We start from the raw sequence: 20,384 nt of genomic DNA on the forward strand, positions 1-20,384 counted from the left end.
GAAGGGTATTGTTGAATAACAGTGAATATGGAGGTGTGCCTATGCGCAGCATCATGCAGAACGAGTTGAATTATTTGTTTCCAACACCCAGATCATCAAGAAGTCGTTCAAATGGCAACACGCGATGATGCACCGTCTGGCTGCCCTGCTCTATGCAGCGGAGAATAAAACAGCCGATGGGGAAGCTATTCGTCAAAGCCATGAGTTGATTAAGCAAAACACAAAACTCTTCTCTGCATTCAGAGGTAATTCGGCCATTAGCATTGCTGCCATGCTCTCCCTTACAACGGATGCAGAGACGAAGCTGGCAGATACCTTGCATGTCTATGACTTGATGAAAGAGATCAAATTTCGCAACTCCGATTATCTGGTTATTGCCGCCTATCAGATCGCTACTCAGACATCACCTGACCAGTTTCAACCTACGGTGGAGCGGGCCAAATCATTTTATGACGGCATGAAAGCAGAGCATCGTTTCCTCACTGGACAGGACGACTACATTTTCGCTGCCATGTTAGCCCTTTCCGACCTCAACGTAGATACTGGTGTGGCACGTATGGAACAACTCTACGGGGAATTAAAACCAGAGTTCTCTTCCAGAAATAGTGTGCAGGCGTTAACACAGGTCCTGGTTCTTGGAGATGATCCCCCGGATGCAGGTGCTCGTGTGATTGCTTTAAATGAAGCTTTTCGCAAAAGGAATCTTCGAATGGACAAAACGTATACGTTAGCCTCTCTCGGGATACTTTCTCTACTGCCTTCGGACAGAGACTCATTAGTGGATGAAGTCGCGGAAACAAATGACTGGTTACGGACTCAAAAAGGCTTCGGTGCCTGGTCAATCGACAAACAGGAGTTGCTCCTGTTCTCGTCTGCTCTGGTAGCCATTCAACATGTGGAGAATCTGCGGAACGGTGTTCTGACCACAACCATCTCAACCAGTATCACAAATATTATCATCGCCCAGCAGGCCGCCATGGCCGCAACTGCCGCAGCATCAGCTGCTGCCGCTTCTTCATCATCATCGAATTAACACTTAGAACTGACTCCCAAAGTGTCCCAAACATAATAAAAAACGAGTACCGGGGTGAACCCTGAGTACTCGTTTTCCTGTGGAACTCAATCATTTCCGCCTTAATCATCGAGATGCTTGTCTTTCCCTAATCCAGAACATACAGAGGCAGCGTGAAATAAAAAGAACTCCCTTTTCTGACTTCACTTTCTACGTGTATGTTTCCATCATGATACTGAATAATTTCCTTCGCAATCGCAAGTCCAATTCCACTGCCCTGAACCACATGACGATCATGTTTCTCACGGAAAAAGCGATCAAATACAAATGGCAGTGACTCTTCCATAATACCCGCTCCATTGTCCTCCACACGGATGGTAAGTCGTCCTGGAGAATCACCGTCATTTTCCCATTCCTCAATGGAACAATGAAGACGAATCATTCCACCTGCACCTGTATGCTGAATCGCGTTAAACACCAGATTGGTTAACACCTGAGTAATTCGATCCATATCAATCACGACTTGATAATCACTTCGCTGAGCAGTCGTAATGTTCATCTGAAACTCGTAGCTCATGTCAGCACGTGCGATGTCCAGCCTGAATTTGTCCTGAATGGTATCCATTAAATCCTGCAAGCTCATCATGATAAAGATCATTTCAGACTTGCCCGACTCCAGTCGGGACAACTCGAATAGATCGTGAATGAGACGATTTAGCCCCAGCGCCTTCACTAAGACCATTTGCAGATATACTTTTTGATCATCTTCATTATCCACCAATCCGGATACAATTGCCTCCACATAACCCTGAATCGCAGTCATCGGTGTGCGCAGTTCATGCGATATATCGCTCAACAATCGTCTGCGTGACAATTCCAGACGGCCCATATCTTTATTTTTCTGCTCCAGCTCTACTGTACGATCCTGAATACGATACTCCAGGTTGGTATTTAACTCGGATAACTGCTGATTCAACTCTTCAAGCTGCTGTGCGTTCAGACTCAGCTCCTGAGCAGACCTTTTTAACAACAACAGTGTGCGTACACGGCTTATGAGTTCATTACGTCCAATCGGTTTTGATATATAATCATTGGCTCCGGCGGCAAAACAGGCTGTAATTGTATCATCTCGATTACTTGCTGTCATAATTAGAATAGGTAACTCAATCAGACTGTAACGCTCCCTGATCAATCCGCATAGTTCATATCCAGACATGCCGACCATCATCATATCCGTGATCACCAGATCAAAATTCTGCAACTCATTCATACGCACGAGTGCTTCAGTGCCACTGTTCGCAATTTCAAACACACATGCCAGTGGTGCAAGCTGCTGAATCACCACCTGCAGGTTAACGGGCTCATCGTCCACAATTAATACACGATAAGGTTGGATCTCCGATTCTTTCGCGGAACTGACTTCCCTACTAAGAGCATGTGAACTTGCTTTCTTAGCTTCTGCAACAGAACGAAGGGTGCTAGCGCCGTTCTGAATGGATTCATTGTTTTGCTTATCCGGTAGCGCAGTTGGAACATTCTTCTTATGCTGCCTGATGGTGAACGAGAAAAGGGAGCCTTGATTCACTTTCGACTGTACTTTAATCTCTCCTCCATGCAGCTCGACAAGTTGCTTGGTGATTTTCAGTCCAAGTCCGGCACCCGTGTTATCAATGGATTCCAGCTTTTCAAATGGATTGAAAATCATTGCAAATTTATCCTCCGGTATGCCAATCCCTGTATCCTCTACCTGAATTTCCACATCACCCTGCACAATCTGTGCACGAATCACAATATGACCCGATGGTGTGTACTTGATCGCATTGCCGACCAGATTAAACAAAATTTGCTGCATTCGATTCTCATCTGCTTCGATCGGTGGAAAATGGGGATCAATTCGATTGTATAATAGGAGATCCCTGCCAGTAATGAGCGGTTTAACCACGGTGAGGACCACCTGAACCAATTGGTGCAGATTTATTTTGGTTCGATTCAGACGTACATCGTTATTTTTCAGAAGTGCATAATCCAGAATATCGTTAATCAGAAAAGACATACGTTGACCACTTGAAACGATCATGTTCAGATGCATTCGCTGATTATCTTCCAACCGGTCATCCATGCTGTGTAGCAACGACTGCGTAAGCCCGATAATTCCGTTGAGCGGTGTACGAAGCTCGTGGGAGGTATTGGCCAGAAACTCATCTTTTACCCGATCCAATTCAAGCAGGCGCGAAGATAAACGTTCATTGGTTTTCATGGCATTGGAAAATTTGGTGGATACAATAATCGACAGACAAAGAATGAGAAAGAGAAGACCATATGAGAAATAGATTCCTGTTTGAATTATACCGTTATTCATTAGAATATCATTCACTACGGTAATGAAGAATACGATGGTACCTGCCAGCATCCAGTGTGCCCCAGCAAGTTTTTTCATGGCAGCTCGGACCACATTTTGAATGATCACAATCCCGATCAGAATCACGTATGCCTGCATGAACAACGCAAACTTCGTGTATACCTGTGCAGGTGTGAACAGGATAAATAAAGTGAACAGCAACCCTGGAATCCAAAATATATCACGTAATCGTTTGGACACCTCGTTGGGGAAAATGGAGTAACAAAAAAGCAGAGCAAGTGGAGAGCTGCCCAAGAAGCCTAAATACTCAACTTTAAGGAATGTATCACCACTCATGCCCGGAATAAGCTCTGATAAAATGTACTGGGAATCAGAACTATTCTTCATGGCCAGCAGAATGCAGATCAGACCAAAATACAGAGACTCCCGATTTTTGCGTAGCAGTGTGTACAACAGGATATGGTAGAGCCCCATAATCAACATGCAGCCAATAATCATGCTCTCGGATACCATTTTGTATTTCATGGATTGATTCAATTGATTATATTCACCGATCGTTAGAGAGCCAAACAGACCCGCTTTTCGATGTGTATAGTTCGAAACTTGAATGATAATATCAGCTTGGGTCTGCCCTGCCTCCATTCGGATTAGAGCAGGCACCTTATATGAAGAAGATTCCTTTAACGTTCGTCCGACAATCCCACTTTCGGATACAAGTTTGCCATTAATCCACAATCGGTGTGCGGAAGTTATCCCTGAGGTTAGTAATCCCAGCTCTATATCTTGCTCAGGTAAATCCACCACCAGACGATACGTGGCAAATCCCGTATTATCCAGCTTATGCCCACTGATTTCATAATTCCCCCATGATTCTGGAACATTAACGTAACTTACCGGACCCGTTCGTTCACTGGCAAAATCCTTGGGCTCCAGAAATTGTTTCCAATAGAATGCCCACTCGCCATCTAACCGACTTCCTTCTCCAGAGGACAGAGCTTCACTGGTTATCGTTAAACGCCCATCCTGAACTTCTGCATTCATCTGATTAGAAGGTAATTCGAACAAGATCAGTACCGTGAAAATCAGAAAAAATAGCATAACAGGGATGATGTAATACAGGAAAGAAGTACGTTTATTCATGAGATTCCCACCACTGTGTCCCCTCTTTTTAACTGAATAAAAAACCGAACCATCGGGTTCATGCATGTATCATAGCACAACCCTATTGTTCAGATGCCATAGTTTTCAAGCCAGCGCTGAATGTTCTTCTCCTGCATGTGAAGATACGTATTGATCCACTGGTGGAGATGCATGCGGCGCGGATCAACGGCGATGGCAATATCGTCATCCTGATCCTCCAGCTGCACATATTGAAGATCAAGGGAGTAGGCTGGATTCTGATCCAAATAACGTGAAATTTCAAAAGCATCATAGACTGCAGCGATCACTTCACCTTGCCGTACATGATCAAACAATTCGGAAGTATTCTTGTAGGCAATCTGTTTTTGCGTGGGGAAGAGCTCACGAGTGAAACCTACGTAAGACGTCCCTTGCACAATGCCGATCTGTGTTCCACGTTGCTGAAGCAGCGTTAGCACATCGGGAAATTCGTTTTTTTTGCCAAGCTCCGCAAGTTGAAGGCGGTTAATCAGCAATGCTTGTTTGAAATGCAGATACGCATTGGAGAACAGTACTCGCTTCGCCCGCTCCAGGGTGATACTCAATTTGGATATGCCGACATCCACCTCCCCGGAAGACACCTGATCAATCACTTCATCGAAAGAATCCGCTGTTCGGATATACTCCGGTTTCACCCCAAGTTTAAGAGCGATGTCGTTGGCAAGCTCAACATCGCTCCCGCGCAGCAACCCTTCTTCATCGGTGTAAAAGAACGGATAACGTTCCTCTACCTTCAATCCAATCCTCAGCTTGCCCCTGCTCAAAATATCCCGAATATCTTGCGGATATCCTTCTAATTCTTCCGCAGTATAAACTCTTGGCTCCCTTCCCTTAGCTGCCTTAGCTGCTGTGATGTCCGTTTCTGCTGCCCGAGACTGAGCCGTTTCAGTCTGCGGACTTGCTATGGTTGATACAGCGTCTCGGGATACGCTTGTACAGGATGAGAGGATAAGTCCTATGGTTAACATGAAAAACAGCAAGATGCACAGCCGGCCGTAACTTCTGATCATGGTTAGCCCCCTTCTCCTGCAAGTGGAAGCTGCGTTTTGCGAAAACAAGCTGCACATACGCTCATCTCGTACACTGCAATTCGAATGTGGCAGACTTTGCAACGTGCAATTGAAACGGTTGCCAGTCCACCGACAACCTCTTCCAGTTCTTCTTCCAGCAGTTCATCGGACTGGCGGTTCTCCTGCTCCGCATCGTTTCCATTCTGTTGATATCCCATCTTCTGCCTCTTTCGAGGATTACTTAAGCCGTATGATCTCAGACCATATCAGAGAACAGACGGAATACCGTAACCCCACGTTATATTTTGACCACTCATTCCCTGACCATAATCAAGCAACAGACCTAGACCTTGTACAAGCTCTTCCAATTCAGGCACAGAAGGTTTTAAGGTGAACATATCATGGATCTTCCTGCGACTTCGTCCGGCATTTATGTGGTTTTCCATACGGTAGTAACCAAACGTTAACGTATTGACCGAGACTCGAAAAGGCGTCATCTCTTTGGCGAAGCTTTTGACATATGCCTGGGCACCCTGGTTATACACCGGTGAAGAAGGAAATCCACTATAGTGCATCATATCTGCAAGTATGGGTACGATCATCTGCCCACTCTGTTTACGCGCCATAAAATGACCTGCTGCACGGGTATATAGAAAGAGTTCACTTAACTGACGATGGCTGGTTAGAGCAAAAGCCGCCGGATCACTTTGGAGCTCAGACAGTTCATCCACCCAGCTACTGCCATGAATATAGAAGTCGAGCCCCTGCATATGCTCCGCAGATGCTGACAGTACGGATTCAATTCCCTTCATTCCCAGGTCCGGCGCAACAATAGTCAGGCAGTTCTTCTGGTCGTGCACAGACAGATCGGAATGAAACTGCTCTGCTTGTTCTGATGTGGCGAAGCTTGCTGTAATCTGCAAGCCACGATGTAACAAATATACAACCATCATCTGCATAGCTGTACTCTCTGCATGATGCACATACGCCGTTTTCATCAGCTTCCCTCCCTCTGATTCCAATTCAAGTTTGCCCTTAACGCAAAAAGCCGCCATCCAGTTTTAATGTCTGACCGGTATGATAACGTGCCGCTGGTCCTGCGAGATATATCACCGCTTCAGCCACCTCTTCCGCATATCCTTGCCTTCCGATCAGGGTGTGGCGCAGAAAATCATTCAGCTTCTCTTGCGACACCTCCCCCGTCATCTCGGTATCAATCATACCTGGTGCGATGGCACTAACCTGAATATTGTGTGTGGCATACTGACGGGCATACAACTTCGTCAGCCCCATCAAAGCCCCTTTGGAAGCTGCATAATTGCTTTGACCTTCCCGCCCATATATACCGCTCACCGACACCAGGTTGATAATGCTTCCACTGTCCTGAAGAACCATGTAGCTGACCGCTTCCTGTGAGCAATAACAGGCACCAACATAATTGGTGTCCAGCACCTCATTCCACTGTTGCTCTTCCATCCGCAGTGCCATCTGGTCGCTCGATCTTCCGGCATTATTGATCAGGACATCCACACGGCCAAATGTATCAAATACCTCTTTCATCACATCCGCTACAAAAGCATGGTCCGCAACAGAGCCCTTGAACAACCGCATCCGTCCGCCTGCTGCACTCACCGCTTCTGTTAGTCGGTCCGCTGCAGCGTCATCCCTGACATAAATGCCTGCCACAATGGCTCCCTCTGCAATGAATCTCAGCGCTATGGCCCGCCCTATGCCCCGTGTTACCCCCGTAACCACAACGACGTGATCACGAAAGGTCATTGGCCTCGCGTTCCTTTGGTCTTTCTGGCCATAATCAGTTCGGCAATAGATTGCACATTTTTCAGATGAATCTGTAACTCTGTCGCGGGAAGGTCCTCGACCATCACGCCATATACTTCTTCCATTCCAACCATAACCTCGAACGCCTCAACAGAGTCCAGTCCCAGTTCTTCACCGAACAAAATCATGTCATCCGTAATTTCCTCTGCGGTGATGTCCTCCAGTTTGAGCCGATCAATTAACAACGTTTGTTTGATTGTCTGTTTGATCTCATCCATCTCTACCTCGTAATTCACTGTCATATGTGTAAGCCTCCTATTTTTTTTCAATTAACACGGTTCACTCAGCGACGCTACTGACGATTGCCGCAGAATAACTGCCATTAACGGTAGAACTGATGGTCAAAATATGGCGGTATGCAGAAGAGCGCTCAGGCAGGCCCAGATGGGTGTAGGTACCTTTGGCAAGTTCATGCATGGCTCCCGGGCTTACAAGCTCTGCAGCCGCCGCGAGATGTAACATCGAACTGTACGATTCTCCATAGCCAGCCCATGCATTAAGGTTGATGATCGGCACGGATGGTACGGCCACCACAGCTTCCCCGATCGAGGATACAGCGACCTGCTCCATCTCCAGTTCACCAGGACGTCCTACTGAGTTGAGCAAAATCAGATCCATTTGCCCCATGCTGATTTCAGCTTCATGGAGTGCATCGGTAACTGCCCGGATCAACGCCTCGCTCTGTCTCGAAGCGTCCTGTGCTGCACCAGAAGCAACACCGAGTCCACTCAATTCCGCATAGATCCCGGATCGCGTCTGATCAGCTTCTTCCAGGTCACTGAGGACCATACAGACACTGCCTTCCGTCATCTCGTAACGGCTGTCCTGCAATCCTTTGGCCCGGTCGATATCCTCCGCAAGCTGGGATCGTTCATCTCCAGCACCAATCAGACAAGACGTCAGGGCTCCCTCTCGGATCTTGCCCGTTGCATACAATGCGGCAGTCAATCCCTCATTGCCTCCTGTGCTGAAGGAGCTATTGAATCCCTTAAATTGCAATTTCTCAGCCGTCTGACCAGCAATGGAATTAATGACCGTATGCGGGAAATAGATCGTACTTGCATACTCCGGGCCTTTGACAAATACAGATTCCAGGAAGTTCGAAATACTGCTCGTGCTTCCTCGTGCTGTACCGTAGATAAAGCCCGTATGTTCCCGCTGAGACTCGCCCAGCGCTGCATCCTCCATCGCTGCAAGGACTGCACCAATCGTATTCTGTGTGAGCTGGTTCATTCTGCGCTCATATTTGCTCTTATCGTAATCTTTTAAGGAGAAGAAGGACGTTTCCGTTACCTGTTTGGTATCCTTACCGAAAGCCCCAAGTACATTCCCCTTACGGATATCCCCTTTGCTGACGGCACCTACTCCAGTAATGACAACACGTCGTCTGGGGACTGCCTCGCCCGGATGCCCTGCAAGTGAATTCTCACGTTCAGGGTTCTGCACGCCCGAATACCGCTCTTCTTCGATTCCATTTGTACGCAGCACAAGCGAAACATTGTGTCCTCCGAAGCCCGAATTGTTGCAGATCATATATTCCGGGCGCATCGGACGCATCGAATGTTGAATGATATCAACATCCTCGCAGCCTTCGCGAGCTTCTTCAAAATGAAGCGTAGCGGGAACGTATCCTTGCCTGATAGCGTAGAGCGAGGTAACCAGCTCCAATGCAGCCGAAGTACCTAGTGTATGACCGAAATAGGCTTTGCTTGAGCTGATAGGAATCGACAGATTAGGCCCGAAACTCCCCTGCAGACCACTAATTTCAGCACGATCATTCGCCTGTGTTCCAGTCCCGTGTGCGTTTACGTATTCAATATCTGTTTTGGATACTCCGGCAAGGCTGATCGCCATCTCCACTGCTCGTTGTATGCCTGCACCTTCCGGGTGAGAAGCCGTCATATGATGGGCATCATTGCTCAATCCATAGGCACATAATTCAGCATAGATCGTAGCACCACGTTCAAGTGCCGCGTCCAGTCTCTCCAGGACCACAAAGGCAGCACCTTCTCCCAGATTCAATCCGTATTGGGTGCTGAAGGGTGAAGAGGGACGTGAATTAAGTGCACGAAGTACATTAAATCCGGCATATACACTATGCGACAATGGATCAGATCCACCAGCGAGCATCACATCGGCATACCCCCAGCGAATAAGATCACTTGCATAGCCTATGGCATTGCCACTCGCAGCACATGCCGTATTTAATGTTGCTACCGGACCTTCCACGCCTAGTGCTCTCGCTGCATCATCGCCCTGCTGATAAAATGGATACCGGGACGTATGATCGACGTCCAGCTCAGACAGGCTCCACTGTTCTTCCAAAGATAGAACTCCACCGTTACACGTACCCAGCGTGAGACCGATCCGCGCAGGAAGAACGGATGGCTTTCCGCCTGTTCCTTTTGACCTGTCGTGATGCTTCATGTTATCCGGATGTGCTATTGAAAGGCCGCTATCGATTAACGCTTTCCTCGCAGCAGCGATGGCATACCGTGCACATAAGTCCATGGATAGCTCCGCTGTGCCTGCAAGTACTCCTTCACGGATGGAATCCTCCAACTGACCTGCAAGTGAACTCTGTAACTTATCCGTGTCGAAGCGGGTTACTTCCCGAATTCCGGTCTCAGCAGCAAGCATACGCTCATATACCATCTGCGGATGATCGCCGAGTGCGCATAATACGCCCATTCCTGTAATCACGATACGATCCTTCGTGTTGGTATTCTCTCTGTCGCTCATATTCGTCCTCCTCTCCTTATCCCAATCGGATATAACTGCTTCGCTTCTCACTCGTCTTCCAGGAATACGGTGCAAGCCACTGCCGGGAAAGCTTCATCATGATTGGTGTACTTTGGTTAACTGTGAACATCGCGTGGGGGATGCCTGCTTCCGTTTGAACCCGGATGGATCTGCCCAGCATCTGAAAAGCCAGACCGAACTGTTGATATTCCGGCGCAATATACAGTGCATCATACAAGATCGTGTCCTCGTCCAGTCGATACGTCATCGACCAACCCTGAATTCCTTGTGCGGATTGAATACCGAAGCTGTTGCTTAGTTCCAAGGGAGCAAATGTTTTGAACGGAGACAAAAATGAAGGGAAATCAAGCTCTCCTGTTTCAATGGATTGTCTAAGTTGCCCCTCTTCCTGATCTGCCCATAGAAATAACTCCAGCCCATTGGGGATAGCTCGTTCCCTTAACCAGGTCGCCTCAGCAATTCCGCTTCCAAGATGGATATGGAAAACGACTGATTCACATTGCGGCTGTATCCAGCCTTCCTTATGCAATAAAGCTTCGATCGTATCTGTCGAAGACTTGTCAGAGTAATAGCTCAGAGAGAGCATAGCCATTTCTTTCTCCTTACATAAAGTTCGTGCTTCCTGGAGCAACGATGTAGCGATTTTTTGCCTGCGCCATGGCTTCGATACGAAGATACACTGTAAGACTGCATGCCCGTATCCACCCCGCTGCTCAAGCACAAGCAGGCCCACGGGGGCACCTTGCGATTCTGCTCCGATTAATATGAACCGTTCAGATTCCATTGGATCATTCAAGCTCTGCTCCACTTGTTTGTATAACCACTGAAACATGAACGATTTATACTTCAACCTGTCCTGGAGTGTTAGCCGTTTGATAGTGATCATAGTTATCCTTTCTGGCTGACAATAGTGAAGTGGTTAGACATTGTATGGATACATTCGCAGCCGTAATGATAGGATCAATAATTGGATTCATAGCCAGAAGCAGAATGATGGTGACCTCGGAAGGCAGACCGAGCATCTCCGCAATAACCGCGATCATGCCAATAGAAACAACACCCGGGGAGCCTGCACCAGCAATGGATATCACCACCGCCCCTGCAAGCACCACGATCCACTGCGACAACGTAAAGTCAAAATCATACAATTGGACAGTAAAGGTAATGCCAAGCGTATACACAAGCACCATACTGTAACGGCACATGATCATGCCCAGGGGTAAGACCAATTGAACGATACGCGGATCTTGCTGAAGCTTCATACTCAGTGCCTCCATACAGGTTGGAACGGTGGCGATACTATTCCGTGTACCGAATGCCAGAATTAACGCATCCTTCAATGCAGACAGGACGACCCGGACAGGCTTCCGCAATGTTACAGCCATTATCACAATAGATAGTACAATCAGAATCACGCTGGAAATGTAAAACATCATGATCAACTTCATCATGGCAGGTAGAATATCCAAATTTAGTGTCGCGAACTGCCCTGCCATCATACAGAAGAGTGCAAAAGGCAATGCGTACATGGACCAGGAGATCACCTTTTGAAACGCTCCAAACAATACATCAGCAATCTTCAGCACGTCATCTCCCTGCGGTGTCCGCATCATGCCGACTGCCACCCCAACGATCACGGAAAAAAACAAGATTTGCAGCGTATTGTTTTCCGTCAGCGCTGTGAATATATTGGATGGAATCATGTTAAGCAAAAACGAAAATACCCCCTGCGACTTCTCTTCGATGGACAGGGCACTGTTATCGGCGCTCAGATCGTATACAATAGCCCCAAGTACATGTTTGGATTCTTCTGGCAGCCCTGCACCCGGACGACCGATTCCACCAAGACTGAGACCCAACAGACCACAGAATATCAACGCTATGGTATATACCATGCACATGTGAACGATCATCTTCATCGCTCCGCTCTGGATAAACAGACTGCCGATGCTAGAGATGATGGCGGTCATCATAATGGGAATGACACACATCTTCAAAAAGGACAGATACAGATCGCCAAAACGTGATACGGCATGAGCCAACTCAGGAACGTATAATCCTGCCGCAATTCCAGATACCATACAGAGCACAATCATCCAGAATGATTTGATCCATTTCAATGAGAAAGCTGTCTTCCTTGACACGCAGGCACCTCTTGTTCGTCATTGTAGCCATGGTGACTGCTGCACTGAATTCCTGATCAGACAGCGGACTTTTCGGCTCGTGTTAAGCAATTTGGAGTGCGATCCTACCTGGGTAGGGGATCGCACTCCAATTCATTCAATGTTTTTTAATATAAGTATGGATAAGAACTATTTCGCGTAAGAATTACCAACATTCTCTCCAACACGGATGGCTGCTCTTGCAGCATCCTCGGCAATACTACCCACGCCATTGAAGAAATCAGTTGCTCCGTCTTTGCTACCACCAGCCACAGATTCCAGCTCGGTTTCTGTCAACTCATCCGCCTCGCCGCGTGCTTCTGGCAATACAATCGTTGCGTGGTAACCTGTTCCATCCACTACATTGATTTTGAACTCACGTGGTACTTCTTGACCTGTTTCTTGTTGAATTGCTGCGTAGATGTCGCTTACAGCCAATGCGCGGAATGCTGCATCCGAACTTGCCTTAGTCATAACTGCGTTTACCGTTTCTTGAATCTGCTCTTCTGTCCAACTCATGTAATGATTCCTCCAATAGATCGATTTGGTTTCTTACCTTATTCAGCATAACAGCCCAGTTTCAAGCAACGCTCAAGGTTACTTCAAGTTTAGTTCAAATCTTAGGCCAGCTGACGGCTGGCCAGTTCCGCGAAGAGCCCGTTCTGCTCCATCAGCTCCTGATAGGTGCCAGACTGAATGATTCTTCCTTTATCAAATACATAGATATGATCCGCCTGCGTAATCGTACTGAGCCGGTGTGCAATCACAATTCGTGTCACCTGAAGCTTGCTTAGGCTTTCGCTCACAATACGCTGTGTCCGGTTGTCCAATGCACTCGTGGCTTCGTCAAAAAAGAGAATTTTCGGCCGTTTGGCAATCGCTCTGGCAATCATTAATCGCTGCCGTTGTCCACCAGACAGGGTACCTCCACCTTCAGAAATTACGGTGTGCATTCCCATGGGCATGCTGCGGATGTCATCATCGAATCCAGCCATGGTTGCGGCCTCCCAAGCATCCTGAATCGTCAGATTCGACGTTCCTGTGATGTTCGTGAAAATATCACCGGACATCAGTTTGCTATTTTGCAACACCACGCCGAACTGACTGCGAAGCAAGCTGATATCGAGGGAACGCAGATCCTGACCATCGAAATAAATAGAGCCGCTCTGAGGTTGTTCGAAACCCAGTAACAGTCGCATCAACGTAGACTTTCCACAGCCTGATGCCCCGACAAAGGCTACATATTGTCCTGATTTGATATCCATCGACAGGTCGTTCAACACAAGTGCCTGATCCTCTTCATACCGGAACTGGATATGGCGAATCTCGATCGCTCCACTCACCTCACCCGGATCTTCCAACTGATCATGGATTTCAGGTAACGTTTTGAGAATGGGTTTGGCTCGTTCATATAATGGAACAATGTTCACCACGGATAATAGTGCTGTAGCCATACCGAGCATGGCCATAAGGAAGCTGGTAAATGCAGCGAAAAAGGCGATAAACTGTCCTGCCGACATTTCTGAACGGGTAGATACCACCAGGTAGAACAGCACCATTGATGTCAGCAATGGGAAAAAGGCTTGAAATACACTGGAGAAGCTATCCAGCATCCGAACTTTATAGGACCACTTTTTCTGCTCCGCAAATGCCCTAGCCCACAAGAAGAAAGCCCGGTTCTCGGCTGCTGCCATCCGAAATTTGCTCATTCCGTTCAATAGCTGAAGTACTGTTCCGGCAATCTGTCCCTGAAGCTCCAACAATCGGCGCTGGTAACGTACCTGTAGCAGGCCAAACGCAAAGGTAAATGACATGGAGATGAGGACAAGACCACCCGCCACCAATGCAAGAACAGGACTATACCGGAACAATAATGCAAATTGAAAAATGGAGAACACACCTGTTAGCAGCGAACTGATTACTGCACCGGATAACAGCTGCCGAATCGCATTGATGCTTCCCGCTCTGGAAGCCAAATCCCCGGCTGAATAGTTTCGGAAGAACGAAACCGGCAAATTCAGCAATCGATCCCAGATGGCAGCCTGAACCGCATTCTCCACGCGTCCTTCCATACGCAGCGCGGCAAGTGAACCTGCGAGTCGGAACAAGGCAATCGATAACACGACCGCGATGAGGATAAAGGCCATCTGTACCAATGGCCCTCGATAAGACTCCGGTATAATGGTATCCACCAGAATACCGCTGGCGAGCGGGACCATAATGCCCAGTAATCCAGCCAGTGCCCCCATCAAAATCACCATCACGAGATCCCGACGAACCGAGTGGTGAGCACCATACTGAAGCAGGTCTTTGATGCCAAGCTCACGGGCAGGAAAAGGCCGGTAAAACATGTACGCCATCGGCTGTATGGTAGCCGCCATTTCATCATTAACGAACCCATTTCCCCCGTGCAATGGATTCTCCCAGCGATAAGAATTGGCCCCTGCTGGGATTAATGCAATTGGCTCGCCTGATGTCTCCAGGTATCCAACAAGCGGTCCATTGTCCGCTTCCCACCATTCCCCTTTAAGTGCGACCTGGCGGGAACGCACACCGGAAGCTTCCGCCATCTCCTGGACAGGCGAACGCTTCGATTGGCTTTTTAATTTCCGTGTAACAGGCTTCAGCACGATACCAGCATAGTCCCCAACGATCTTGCCTACGGGGTAAAGAGGATCGGTAGAATAAAAGGAGACAACTTGCTGCTCATCCGGCCCGGTAACGGCAATCAGTTTTTTGAGCGCATGGTCCATTAAGGAATCATCATGCTCCGTACGCTGTTGCAAGCGTTCCTGTTCCTGCAAGCGTTCCTTGGCAACCACAACTGCAAGCCTGCTGGCGATTAATTGATGGAAGGCATATAACCCGTGAAGTGACGGATCTGTGGGTAACCAGGACTGTGTTGCTCTTACATCGACGACAGCCGCTTGTTGCGTTTCCAGCCAGCCCGAGGACGTTACGGGTATGTAACAAGCATCTTCTGTAGTAACGGGATGTTCTTTCCCCCAGAGTACCATGCCATCCTGTACTTTGATCCATACGGTACGCATCGGCCTCCAGGTCTGATCAGGTATCAGATTCTGATCTTCCCCAGGTTCCAACAGTGTAAATTCAAGTGGTGAATTCCGTACATTCAGTGCTGCCGACCAGCTACCAACCCACTGATCTACCCTGGATGCCAGCCACTCGTTATCCCACTGGTCGTTTACTCTTCGGTTCAGGAGTAACTCCTTATCTATCCGGAATACTTTGGTACCGACAGACGCTGTTAACAACAAGCCCATTCGCTCCACCATCTGACCATTGTCAAAGCCGAACAAGAGCGCTCCCTCATCCAGACTGAACATATAACGGCGTTTATGTCTTGTTCCGGCGTTCTCTCCTTCCATGACTACAGCGAATACATCCACGTAACCGGAAGCCACGTACCACACACTGTTCTCATCCGTGATCAGAATAGGGTTATTTCCTTCCACATCATGAATCGTTCCAACCTTTGTAAAAAATGACTCCATTTTCGGCCTGATCGGCTCTGCCACGCTTTCACCCCCTTCTGCATCCCTGTTACTGACTCTGAATAAGACGGGTGTAATATCCGTTTTGCTCCATCAAAAACGTATGCGTTCCCCGTTCAATTATCTTCCCGCGTTCCAGTACAATGATCTCATCGGCATCCCGGATTGTACTCAAACGGTGAGCCACCGTAATACAGGTCAGACCTCTGCGCCGAAGACTGTCATCGACCAATTTCTCTGTTGCCGGATCAAGTGCACTCGTCGCCTCATCCAGGATCAAAATCGACGGATTGCCTGAAAGGGCTCTGGCTATTTCCAGCCGCTGCCGCTGTCCTCCGCTGAAGTTACCGCCATTCTCCGAAATCATGTGGTCATACCCACCGCTACGTTCTGCGATATGGTCATGAATGACGGCATCTTTGGCTGCACGAACGATATCCGTCTCTGGAATCGTTGCATCCCAGAATGTAATATTTTCCTTGATCGTGCCTTCAAGCAGTACAATCTCCTGATCCACAACGGCCAGGGAATTGCCCATCCGATGCCTGGAGATCTCATCCCGACGCAGATCATCAAATCGAATCTCACCTTCCCACGGTTCATATATTCCGGCAATCAGCTTTGCAATCGTGGATTTTCCGCTGCCCGAACCGCCAACCAGAGCCACCTTCATGCCTGGCTGAATAGACAGATTAAACTGGTCAATTAACGGTGCCTCCAGCTTGCTGTATCCGTATGTCAGATTACTGATCTGTACCTGACCGGATAACTTGGCACTGTCCTTCTGTTCGTCTGCTTGATCCAGATCCGATTGAATCTGACGATCCACCGGATATTGCAACACGTCATCCAAACGTTTCATGCTGCCTCCTGCTTCCTGAATCGTTCCTGCCAGCATGACCATCTCATTCACAGGCTGACTGAAGCTTGCCGCAAGACTTTGAAAAGCAACCAACGAACCAATGGTCAACGCCCCGTCCATGACTTGAAAACCGCCAAAAAATAACACGGCAACAGCCCCCAGACTGGTCAACAGTGTGGGAACAGACATCAGAAACTGATTTGATACGCCAAATTGCTGATTGGATTGCAACAGTTTTGCCTGATAACCTGACCATTTGACGAAAAAATCAGACTCAGAGCTATTGGACTTCAACGTCTCAATAACCTGAAGTCCATTCATGGAGACACCCTGCATTTTGCCGCTTTCCTGCAACAGCCGCAGATTCTGATCGTTGCGCTTACGCGTGATGAATTGCATGAATATAACATTAAGCAGGGATACCCCTACCGTAACTACAGCTAGCAATACACTGTACTGCAACATCAGGAGCAGATAAAACAGAATCATGACACAATTCAGTGCAGCGACTGCCAGCTGTCCAGACAAAAGCTGCGCGACCCGATCATTGATGGCCACCCTTGATGCGATGTCTCCACTATGCCGTTGGGAAAAAAATTCAATCGGCAACCGGAGTACATGCCAGAAAAAACGACTGGATGAGCTTAAAGCCAGTTTCATCTCCAGTCTGAGCAAGTAGTAGCGCTGCAGCCAAATCAGCAATGCACGAAGCAGCGCCGTTATTCCCATACCAACCAGAAGCGGAAATAACCAATTGTTCAGATGTCCCAGCAACACCTGATCAATAAAGATTTTGCTGAACACCGGAATGACCAAACCGGGCAGAACCAGAAACAATCCTGCTATAATCGCATAGACCAGTGCCTTCTCCGAACCTTTGATTCGACTGGAGAGAGAGCTAAGCAGATTTGACGTTTTGCCTTGTGGGACATAACCCTGTGCAGGCTTCATCGTCAGTACAACACCAGTGAACGACTGATCCAATTCCTCAAAGGTAATCTCCCGCGGGCCCGTAACCGGATCATTGAGGAACACCCGATCCTTCTGAATGCCCTCCAATACCAGAAAGTGATTGAAGTTCCAGTGGATAATGACCGGCCATGGCATGTTTCTCAGATCCTCGGGATTTTTACGGTACCCTTTGGCTTCCATTCCATATTGCCTTGCTGCCTTGAGAATATTGTTCGCTTTACTGCCATCACGGGACACGCCACAGGATATCCGAAGCTCCTCCAGTGGAATGAAACTTTTGTAATAGGAAAGTACGATCGACAGTGAGGCAGCTCCGCATTCTACAGCTTCCATTTGTAATACCGTCGGCGTTTTCACTCTTCTTCGGGCCACTACTCCATCATCCTCCCTATGCCTGTTCGACTATATTGACTCCTCATTTGAAATAGGGAATGACGGTTGCAATCGGTCGCTGCGAATGAACCGTAATGGTTCCATCCACCGTCATTCCGCTATTCAGACGCACAGGCGGACCTTGTTTCGTTGTCCAGTTATACCCACTCGACAACTCCGAGTTAGGCGAGAGATTCACTCGCACTTCCAGCGAGAGACCTTGCGAGGCCATCTGCTCCACAAGACCCTCGTTACCCAATGTAGACTGTAACTCCTGTACCGTTACGGGGAATTCAGATACCGAAACGACCTGCCCGATCATAGAGCCATATTCTTCACGATTGACGGTACTTGGCGAGACACGGACTTCCATGCCCGGAAGTAACTGCTTGCCTTGATTTACGGGCACATACATAACCCCTATTAATTCATCCGTCTGAGACCCGTAGGTCTCCATCCGGAACATCTCCGCTCCTTCACCCACATACATTCCATTCTTAACCAACACCTCGGTGACCTTTCCGGTGTAAGGACTGACTACTTGAGTCTGGTACTCATAGTTCAGTAACTGTTGCTCCTGCTGCTGTTTTAACTTGCCCAGCTCCGCAACACGTCCTGACTTGCCTTGAGATGAGGCACTTTGCAGATTGGTGATAGCAAGCTTCGTTTGCCTGATTTGGTCAAGCAATGCCGGTTGCTCGATCCGACCAATCACCTCTCCTTGCTGAACCGTATCATTCTCCACTACTGCAATATCGGAGATTGCGCCTTCTGAAGAGGTGTGTACCGTTTTTAGGCCGCCCGGTCGAATCAATACACCCTGTCCTTCTGCCCTCGTGGTCATGGTGCCAAAGATTCCCCAATACAGCGCAGCTGCCAGAATTAAACCTGCTCCGATGAGCATCAACCAGCCGCGGGGAGAGGTGACACGTACCAGATTATCCAGCTGTTCAGGAGAAGACAGCCGCTCAAGGGCTACTTTTCGAAAAACCTGTTTATTCATCCTGACCTCCCCCTTTCGCTGAATCTCGTGATGAATCTGAAACGAGCGTCTCATTCAGGGTCTGAAATTTGCCCTGCTGTAACTTCTTCATCACAATGCTCATTCCCTGAACATCACCTTGGGTATCAAAAAAGTGTTCCCCCGTAACCCCCTCCCAAGATGTAAGGTCGGACAAAGCTTCTGCTATCGCTCTCGGACTTCGTGAACCTGCTTCATCTATACCCGCAGCGAGTAATTTCAGTGAATCATATGCCTGTGCTGCCCATTTGTCCGGTGCCTTACCATAGTGTTCAATGTAGGTTGATCGAAAATCTTGATTGAGGGTCGATTGTCCCTGATCATCGTATACGGAAGCCACGATTGTGCCTTCTACGGACCCGCCGCCTTGTGCAAACTCAGCCGAATCAAGTGCATCTCCCCCAATGATAGGAGTATCCATACCCGCCGCACGAATCGCTTTGACAAATGTAATTCCCTCGTCCGCTCTTGTCGCGATCATGATAAGATCTGTGTCCAGTGTCTCCCATTTATTCGCAATCCGCATCATGTCGGCTCCGTCCTTATAACCGGATACGCGGTCAACCACATTCTGTCCGGATAGGGTAGCCTGACGTTCAAATGCATTCGCGAGCCCTCTACCATACTCGTCATCGGTATAGTAAATTGCGATATTCTCATGTTTCGTGCCCGCAGCATACAGGGCAAGGGATTGCCCGATCTGATTATCATTTGGTATATTTCTAAAAATATAAGGACTGCTCACATCGGTCAGTTTGGGCGAGGTCGATGCCGGAGACAACAGTACAATGCCCGCATTGGCATATATGCGTGAAGCCGGTACGGTTACGGAAGAACCCCGATGCCCAATGACCGCGCTGACGGAGGGATTATCGGCAAATTGCTGCGCAATGGCCATGCCCTTTGTCGTGGAAGCGCCATCGTCCATCTCCAGCAATTTAATTTTTTCCCCTCCCAAAACACCCTCTTTGTTAATCTGCTCCAGCGCCAACTGCAGCCCTTCACGGAATTGTTCATTCTGCTTCTCAAAAGGCCATACAGCTCCCACGATAACTTCATTTGATGAGCTTCCAAGCGTCTTTTCTCTGATCTGGTCTGGCGCAGTGTCAGATGAACACCCACTGATTACCAGTGCACCAAGCAGTGCCACACTCCACAACACCCATTTCAGGCGATTCCCCCCACTACCATTCACTAGACCTATCTCCCTCCAGAGCTCAACCTTGGAACGCCCAAGTTTTAATATCATTAATTATAGAAGCAGCCGAATCTTGAAGACCATAAATTGAAATTCAAGTTAACCTCAATTTCATATCAA

The 20,384-nt window shown here is 48.1% G+C and carries 15 protein-coding genes; 1 reads left to right on the top strand and 14 read right to left on the bottom strand.

The genetic code is table 11. The annotated features are described in order from the left end of the window. Positions 1-94 precede the first annotated feature (94 nt). Positions 95-1,033, top strand: coding sequence for a DUF4003 family protein (locus ACDJ59_RS21860; protein ID WP_413409886.1), 939 nt, complete (start codon positions 95-97; stop codon positions 1,031-1,033). Between the two features lie 127 nt (positions 1,034-1,160). Here the strand turns inward: ACDJ59_RS21860 and ACDJ59_RS21865 are convergent, their stop codons facing one another. The 14 genes from ACDJ59_RS21865 to ACDJ59_RS21930 all read right to left on the bottom strand — a co-directional run bounded on the left by ACDJ59_RS21865 (position 1,161) and on the right by ACDJ59_RS21930 (position 20,261). Further along, positions 1,161-4,511 (bottom strand): ATP-binding protein, encoded by a 3,351-nt coding sequence (locus ACDJ59_RS21865; RefSeq protein WP_413405737.1) that lies wholly within the window; start codon positions 4,509-4,511, stop codon positions 1,161-1,163. An 89-nt stretch (positions 4,512-4,600) separates the two neighbouring features. Further along, positions 4,601-5,560: a substrate-binding periplasmic protein gene (locus ACDJ59_RS21870; protein ID WP_413405739.1), complete on the bottom strand. Its 960-nt coding sequence runs from the start codon at positions 5,558-5,560 to the stop codon at positions 4,601-4,603. Positions 5,561-5,562: 2 nt separating this feature from the next. Beyond that, entirely contained in the window at positions 5,563-5,778 is a 216-nt protein-coding gene (locus tag ACDJ59_RS21875) for a hypothetical protein (protein WP_017690588.1), read from the bottom strand. A 48-nt stretch (positions 5,779-5,826) separates the two neighbouring features. Beyond that, positions 5,827-6,558, bottom strand: a complete 732-nt coding sequence (locus ACDJ59_RS21880) for a hypothetical protein (protein ID WP_413405742.1) — start codon at positions 6,556-6,558, stop codon at positions 5,827-5,829. Positions 6,559-6,595: 37 nt separating this feature from the next. Beyond that, positions 6,596-7,339 (bottom strand): SDR family oxidoreductase, encoded by a 744-nt coding sequence (locus ACDJ59_RS21885; RefSeq protein WP_413405744.1) that lies wholly within the window; start codon positions 7,337-7,339, stop codon positions 6,596-6,598. Continuing rightward, the gene (locus tag ACDJ59_RS21890) at positions 7,336-7,641 is read right to left on the bottom strand and encodes a phosphopantetheine-binding protein (protein WP_083684981.1); all 306 of its coding nucleotides are present in this window, start codon (positions 7,639-7,641) and stop codon (positions 7,336-7,338) included. Before ACDJ59_RS21890 ends, ACDJ59_RS21885 begins: the two co-directional genes overlap by 4 nt. A 37-nt stretch (positions 7,642-7,678) precedes the next feature. Then, on the bottom strand, positions 7,679-10,141 hold the full coding sequence (locus ACDJ59_RS21895) for a beta-ketoacyl synthase N-terminal-like domain-containing protein (protein WP_413405746.1): 2,463 nt from the start codon (positions 10,139-10,141) through the stop codon (positions 7,679-7,681). A gap of 16 nt (positions 10,142-10,157) precedes the next feature. Further along, positions 10,158-10,994, bottom strand: coding sequence for a GNAT family N-acetyltransferase (locus ACDJ59_RS21900; RefSeq protein WP_413405748.1), 837 nt, complete (start codon positions 10,992-10,994; stop codon positions 10,158-10,160). A 7-nt stretch (positions 10,995-11,001) separates the two neighbouring features. Continuing rightward, positions 11,002-12,306 carry a dicarboxylate/amino acid:cation symporter gene (locus ACDJ59_RS21905; RefSeq protein ID WP_413405751.1) on the bottom strand — a complete coding sequence of 435 codons (1,305 nt, stop codon included), beginning with the start codon at positions 12,304-12,306 and terminating at the stop codon, positions 11,002-11,004. A 168-nt stretch (positions 12,307-12,474) separates the two neighbouring features. Continuing rightward, positions 12,475-12,843 (bottom strand): hypothetical protein, encoded by a 369-nt coding sequence (locus ACDJ59_RS21910; RefSeq protein WP_413405753.1) that lies wholly within the window; start codon positions 12,841-12,843, stop codon positions 12,475-12,477. Positions 12,844-12,944: 101 nt separating this feature from the next. Then, positions 12,945-15,863, bottom strand: coding sequence for an NHLP bacteriocin export ABC transporter permease/ATPase subunit (locus tag ACDJ59_RS21915; protein ID WP_413405755.1), 2,919 nt, complete (start codon positions 15,861-15,863; stop codon positions 12,945-12,947). A 25-nt stretch (positions 15,864-15,888) separates the two neighbouring features. Beyond that, positions 15,889-18,045 (bottom strand): NHLP family bacteriocin export ABC transporter peptidase/permease/ATPase subunit, encoded by a 2,157-nt coding sequence (locus ACDJ59_RS21920; protein ID WP_413405757.1) that lies wholly within the window; start codon positions 18,043-18,045, stop codon positions 15,889-15,891. A 43-nt stretch (positions 18,046-18,088) separates the two neighbouring features. Continuing rightward, entirely contained in the window at positions 18,089-19,048 is a 960-nt protein-coding gene (locus ACDJ59_RS21925) for an NHLP bacteriocin system secretion protein (RefSeq protein ID WP_413405759.1), read from the bottom strand. Then, a complete protein-coding gene (locus ACDJ59_RS21930) occupies positions 19,041-20,261 on the bottom strand; it encodes an ABC transporter substrate-binding protein (protein ID WP_413405761.1) in 1,221 nt (406 codons plus the stop codon). Before ACDJ59_RS21930 ends, ACDJ59_RS21925 begins: the two co-directional genes overlap by 8 nt. Positions 20,262-20,384: the final 123 nt, after the last annotated feature.

It is taken from the genome of Paenibacillus amylolyticus, assembly GCF_047302515.1.
Taxonomy (GTDB): Bacteria; Bacillota; Bacilli; order Paenibacillales; family Paenibacillaceae; genus Paenibacillus; species Paenibacillus amylolyticus_G.

Excerpts from the sequence above, each read along its gene's own strand:
- ACDJ59_RS21870 (WP_413405739.1), bottom strand. The coding sequence starts at position 5,560 with ATGATCAGAAGTTACGGCCGGCTGTGCATCTTGCTGTTTTTCATGTTA.
- ACDJ59_RS21890 (WP_083684981.1), bottom strand. The coding sequence starts at position 7,641 with ATGACAGTGAATTACGAGGTAGAGATGGATGAGATCAAACAGACAATC.
- ACDJ59_RS21875 (WP_017690588.1), bottom strand. The coding sequence starts at position 5,778 with ATGGGATATCAACAGAATGGAAACGATGCGGAGCAGGAGAACCGCCAG.
- ACDJ59_RS21925 (WP_413405759.1), bottom strand. The coding sequence starts at position 19,048 with ATGAATAAACAGGTTTTTCGAAAAGTAGCCCTTGAGCGGCTGTCTTCT.
- ACDJ59_RS21885 (WP_413405744.1), bottom strand. The coding sequence starts at position 7,339 with ATGACCTTTCGTGATCACGTCGTTGTGGTTACGGGGGTAACACGGGGC.
- ACDJ59_RS21900 (WP_413405748.1), bottom strand. The coding sequence starts at position 10,994 with ATGTTTCAGTGGTTATACAAACAAGTGGAGCAGAGCTTGAATGATCCA.
- ACDJ59_RS21880 (WP_413405742.1), bottom strand. The coding sequence starts at position 6,558 with ATGAAAACGGCGTATGTGCATCATGCAGAGAGTACAGCTATGCAGATG.
- ACDJ59_RS21865 (WP_413405737.1), bottom strand. The coding sequence starts at position 4,511 with ATGAATAAACGTACTTCTTTCCTGTATTACATCATCCCTGTTATGCTA.
- ACDJ59_RS21895 (WP_413405746.1), bottom strand. The coding sequence starts at position 10,141 with ATGAGCGACAGAGAGAATACCAACACGAAGGATCGTATCGTGATTACA.
- ACDJ59_RS21910 (WP_413405753.1), bottom strand. The coding sequence starts at position 12,843 with ATGAGTTGGACAGAAGAGCAGATTCAAGAAACGGTAAACGCAGTTATG.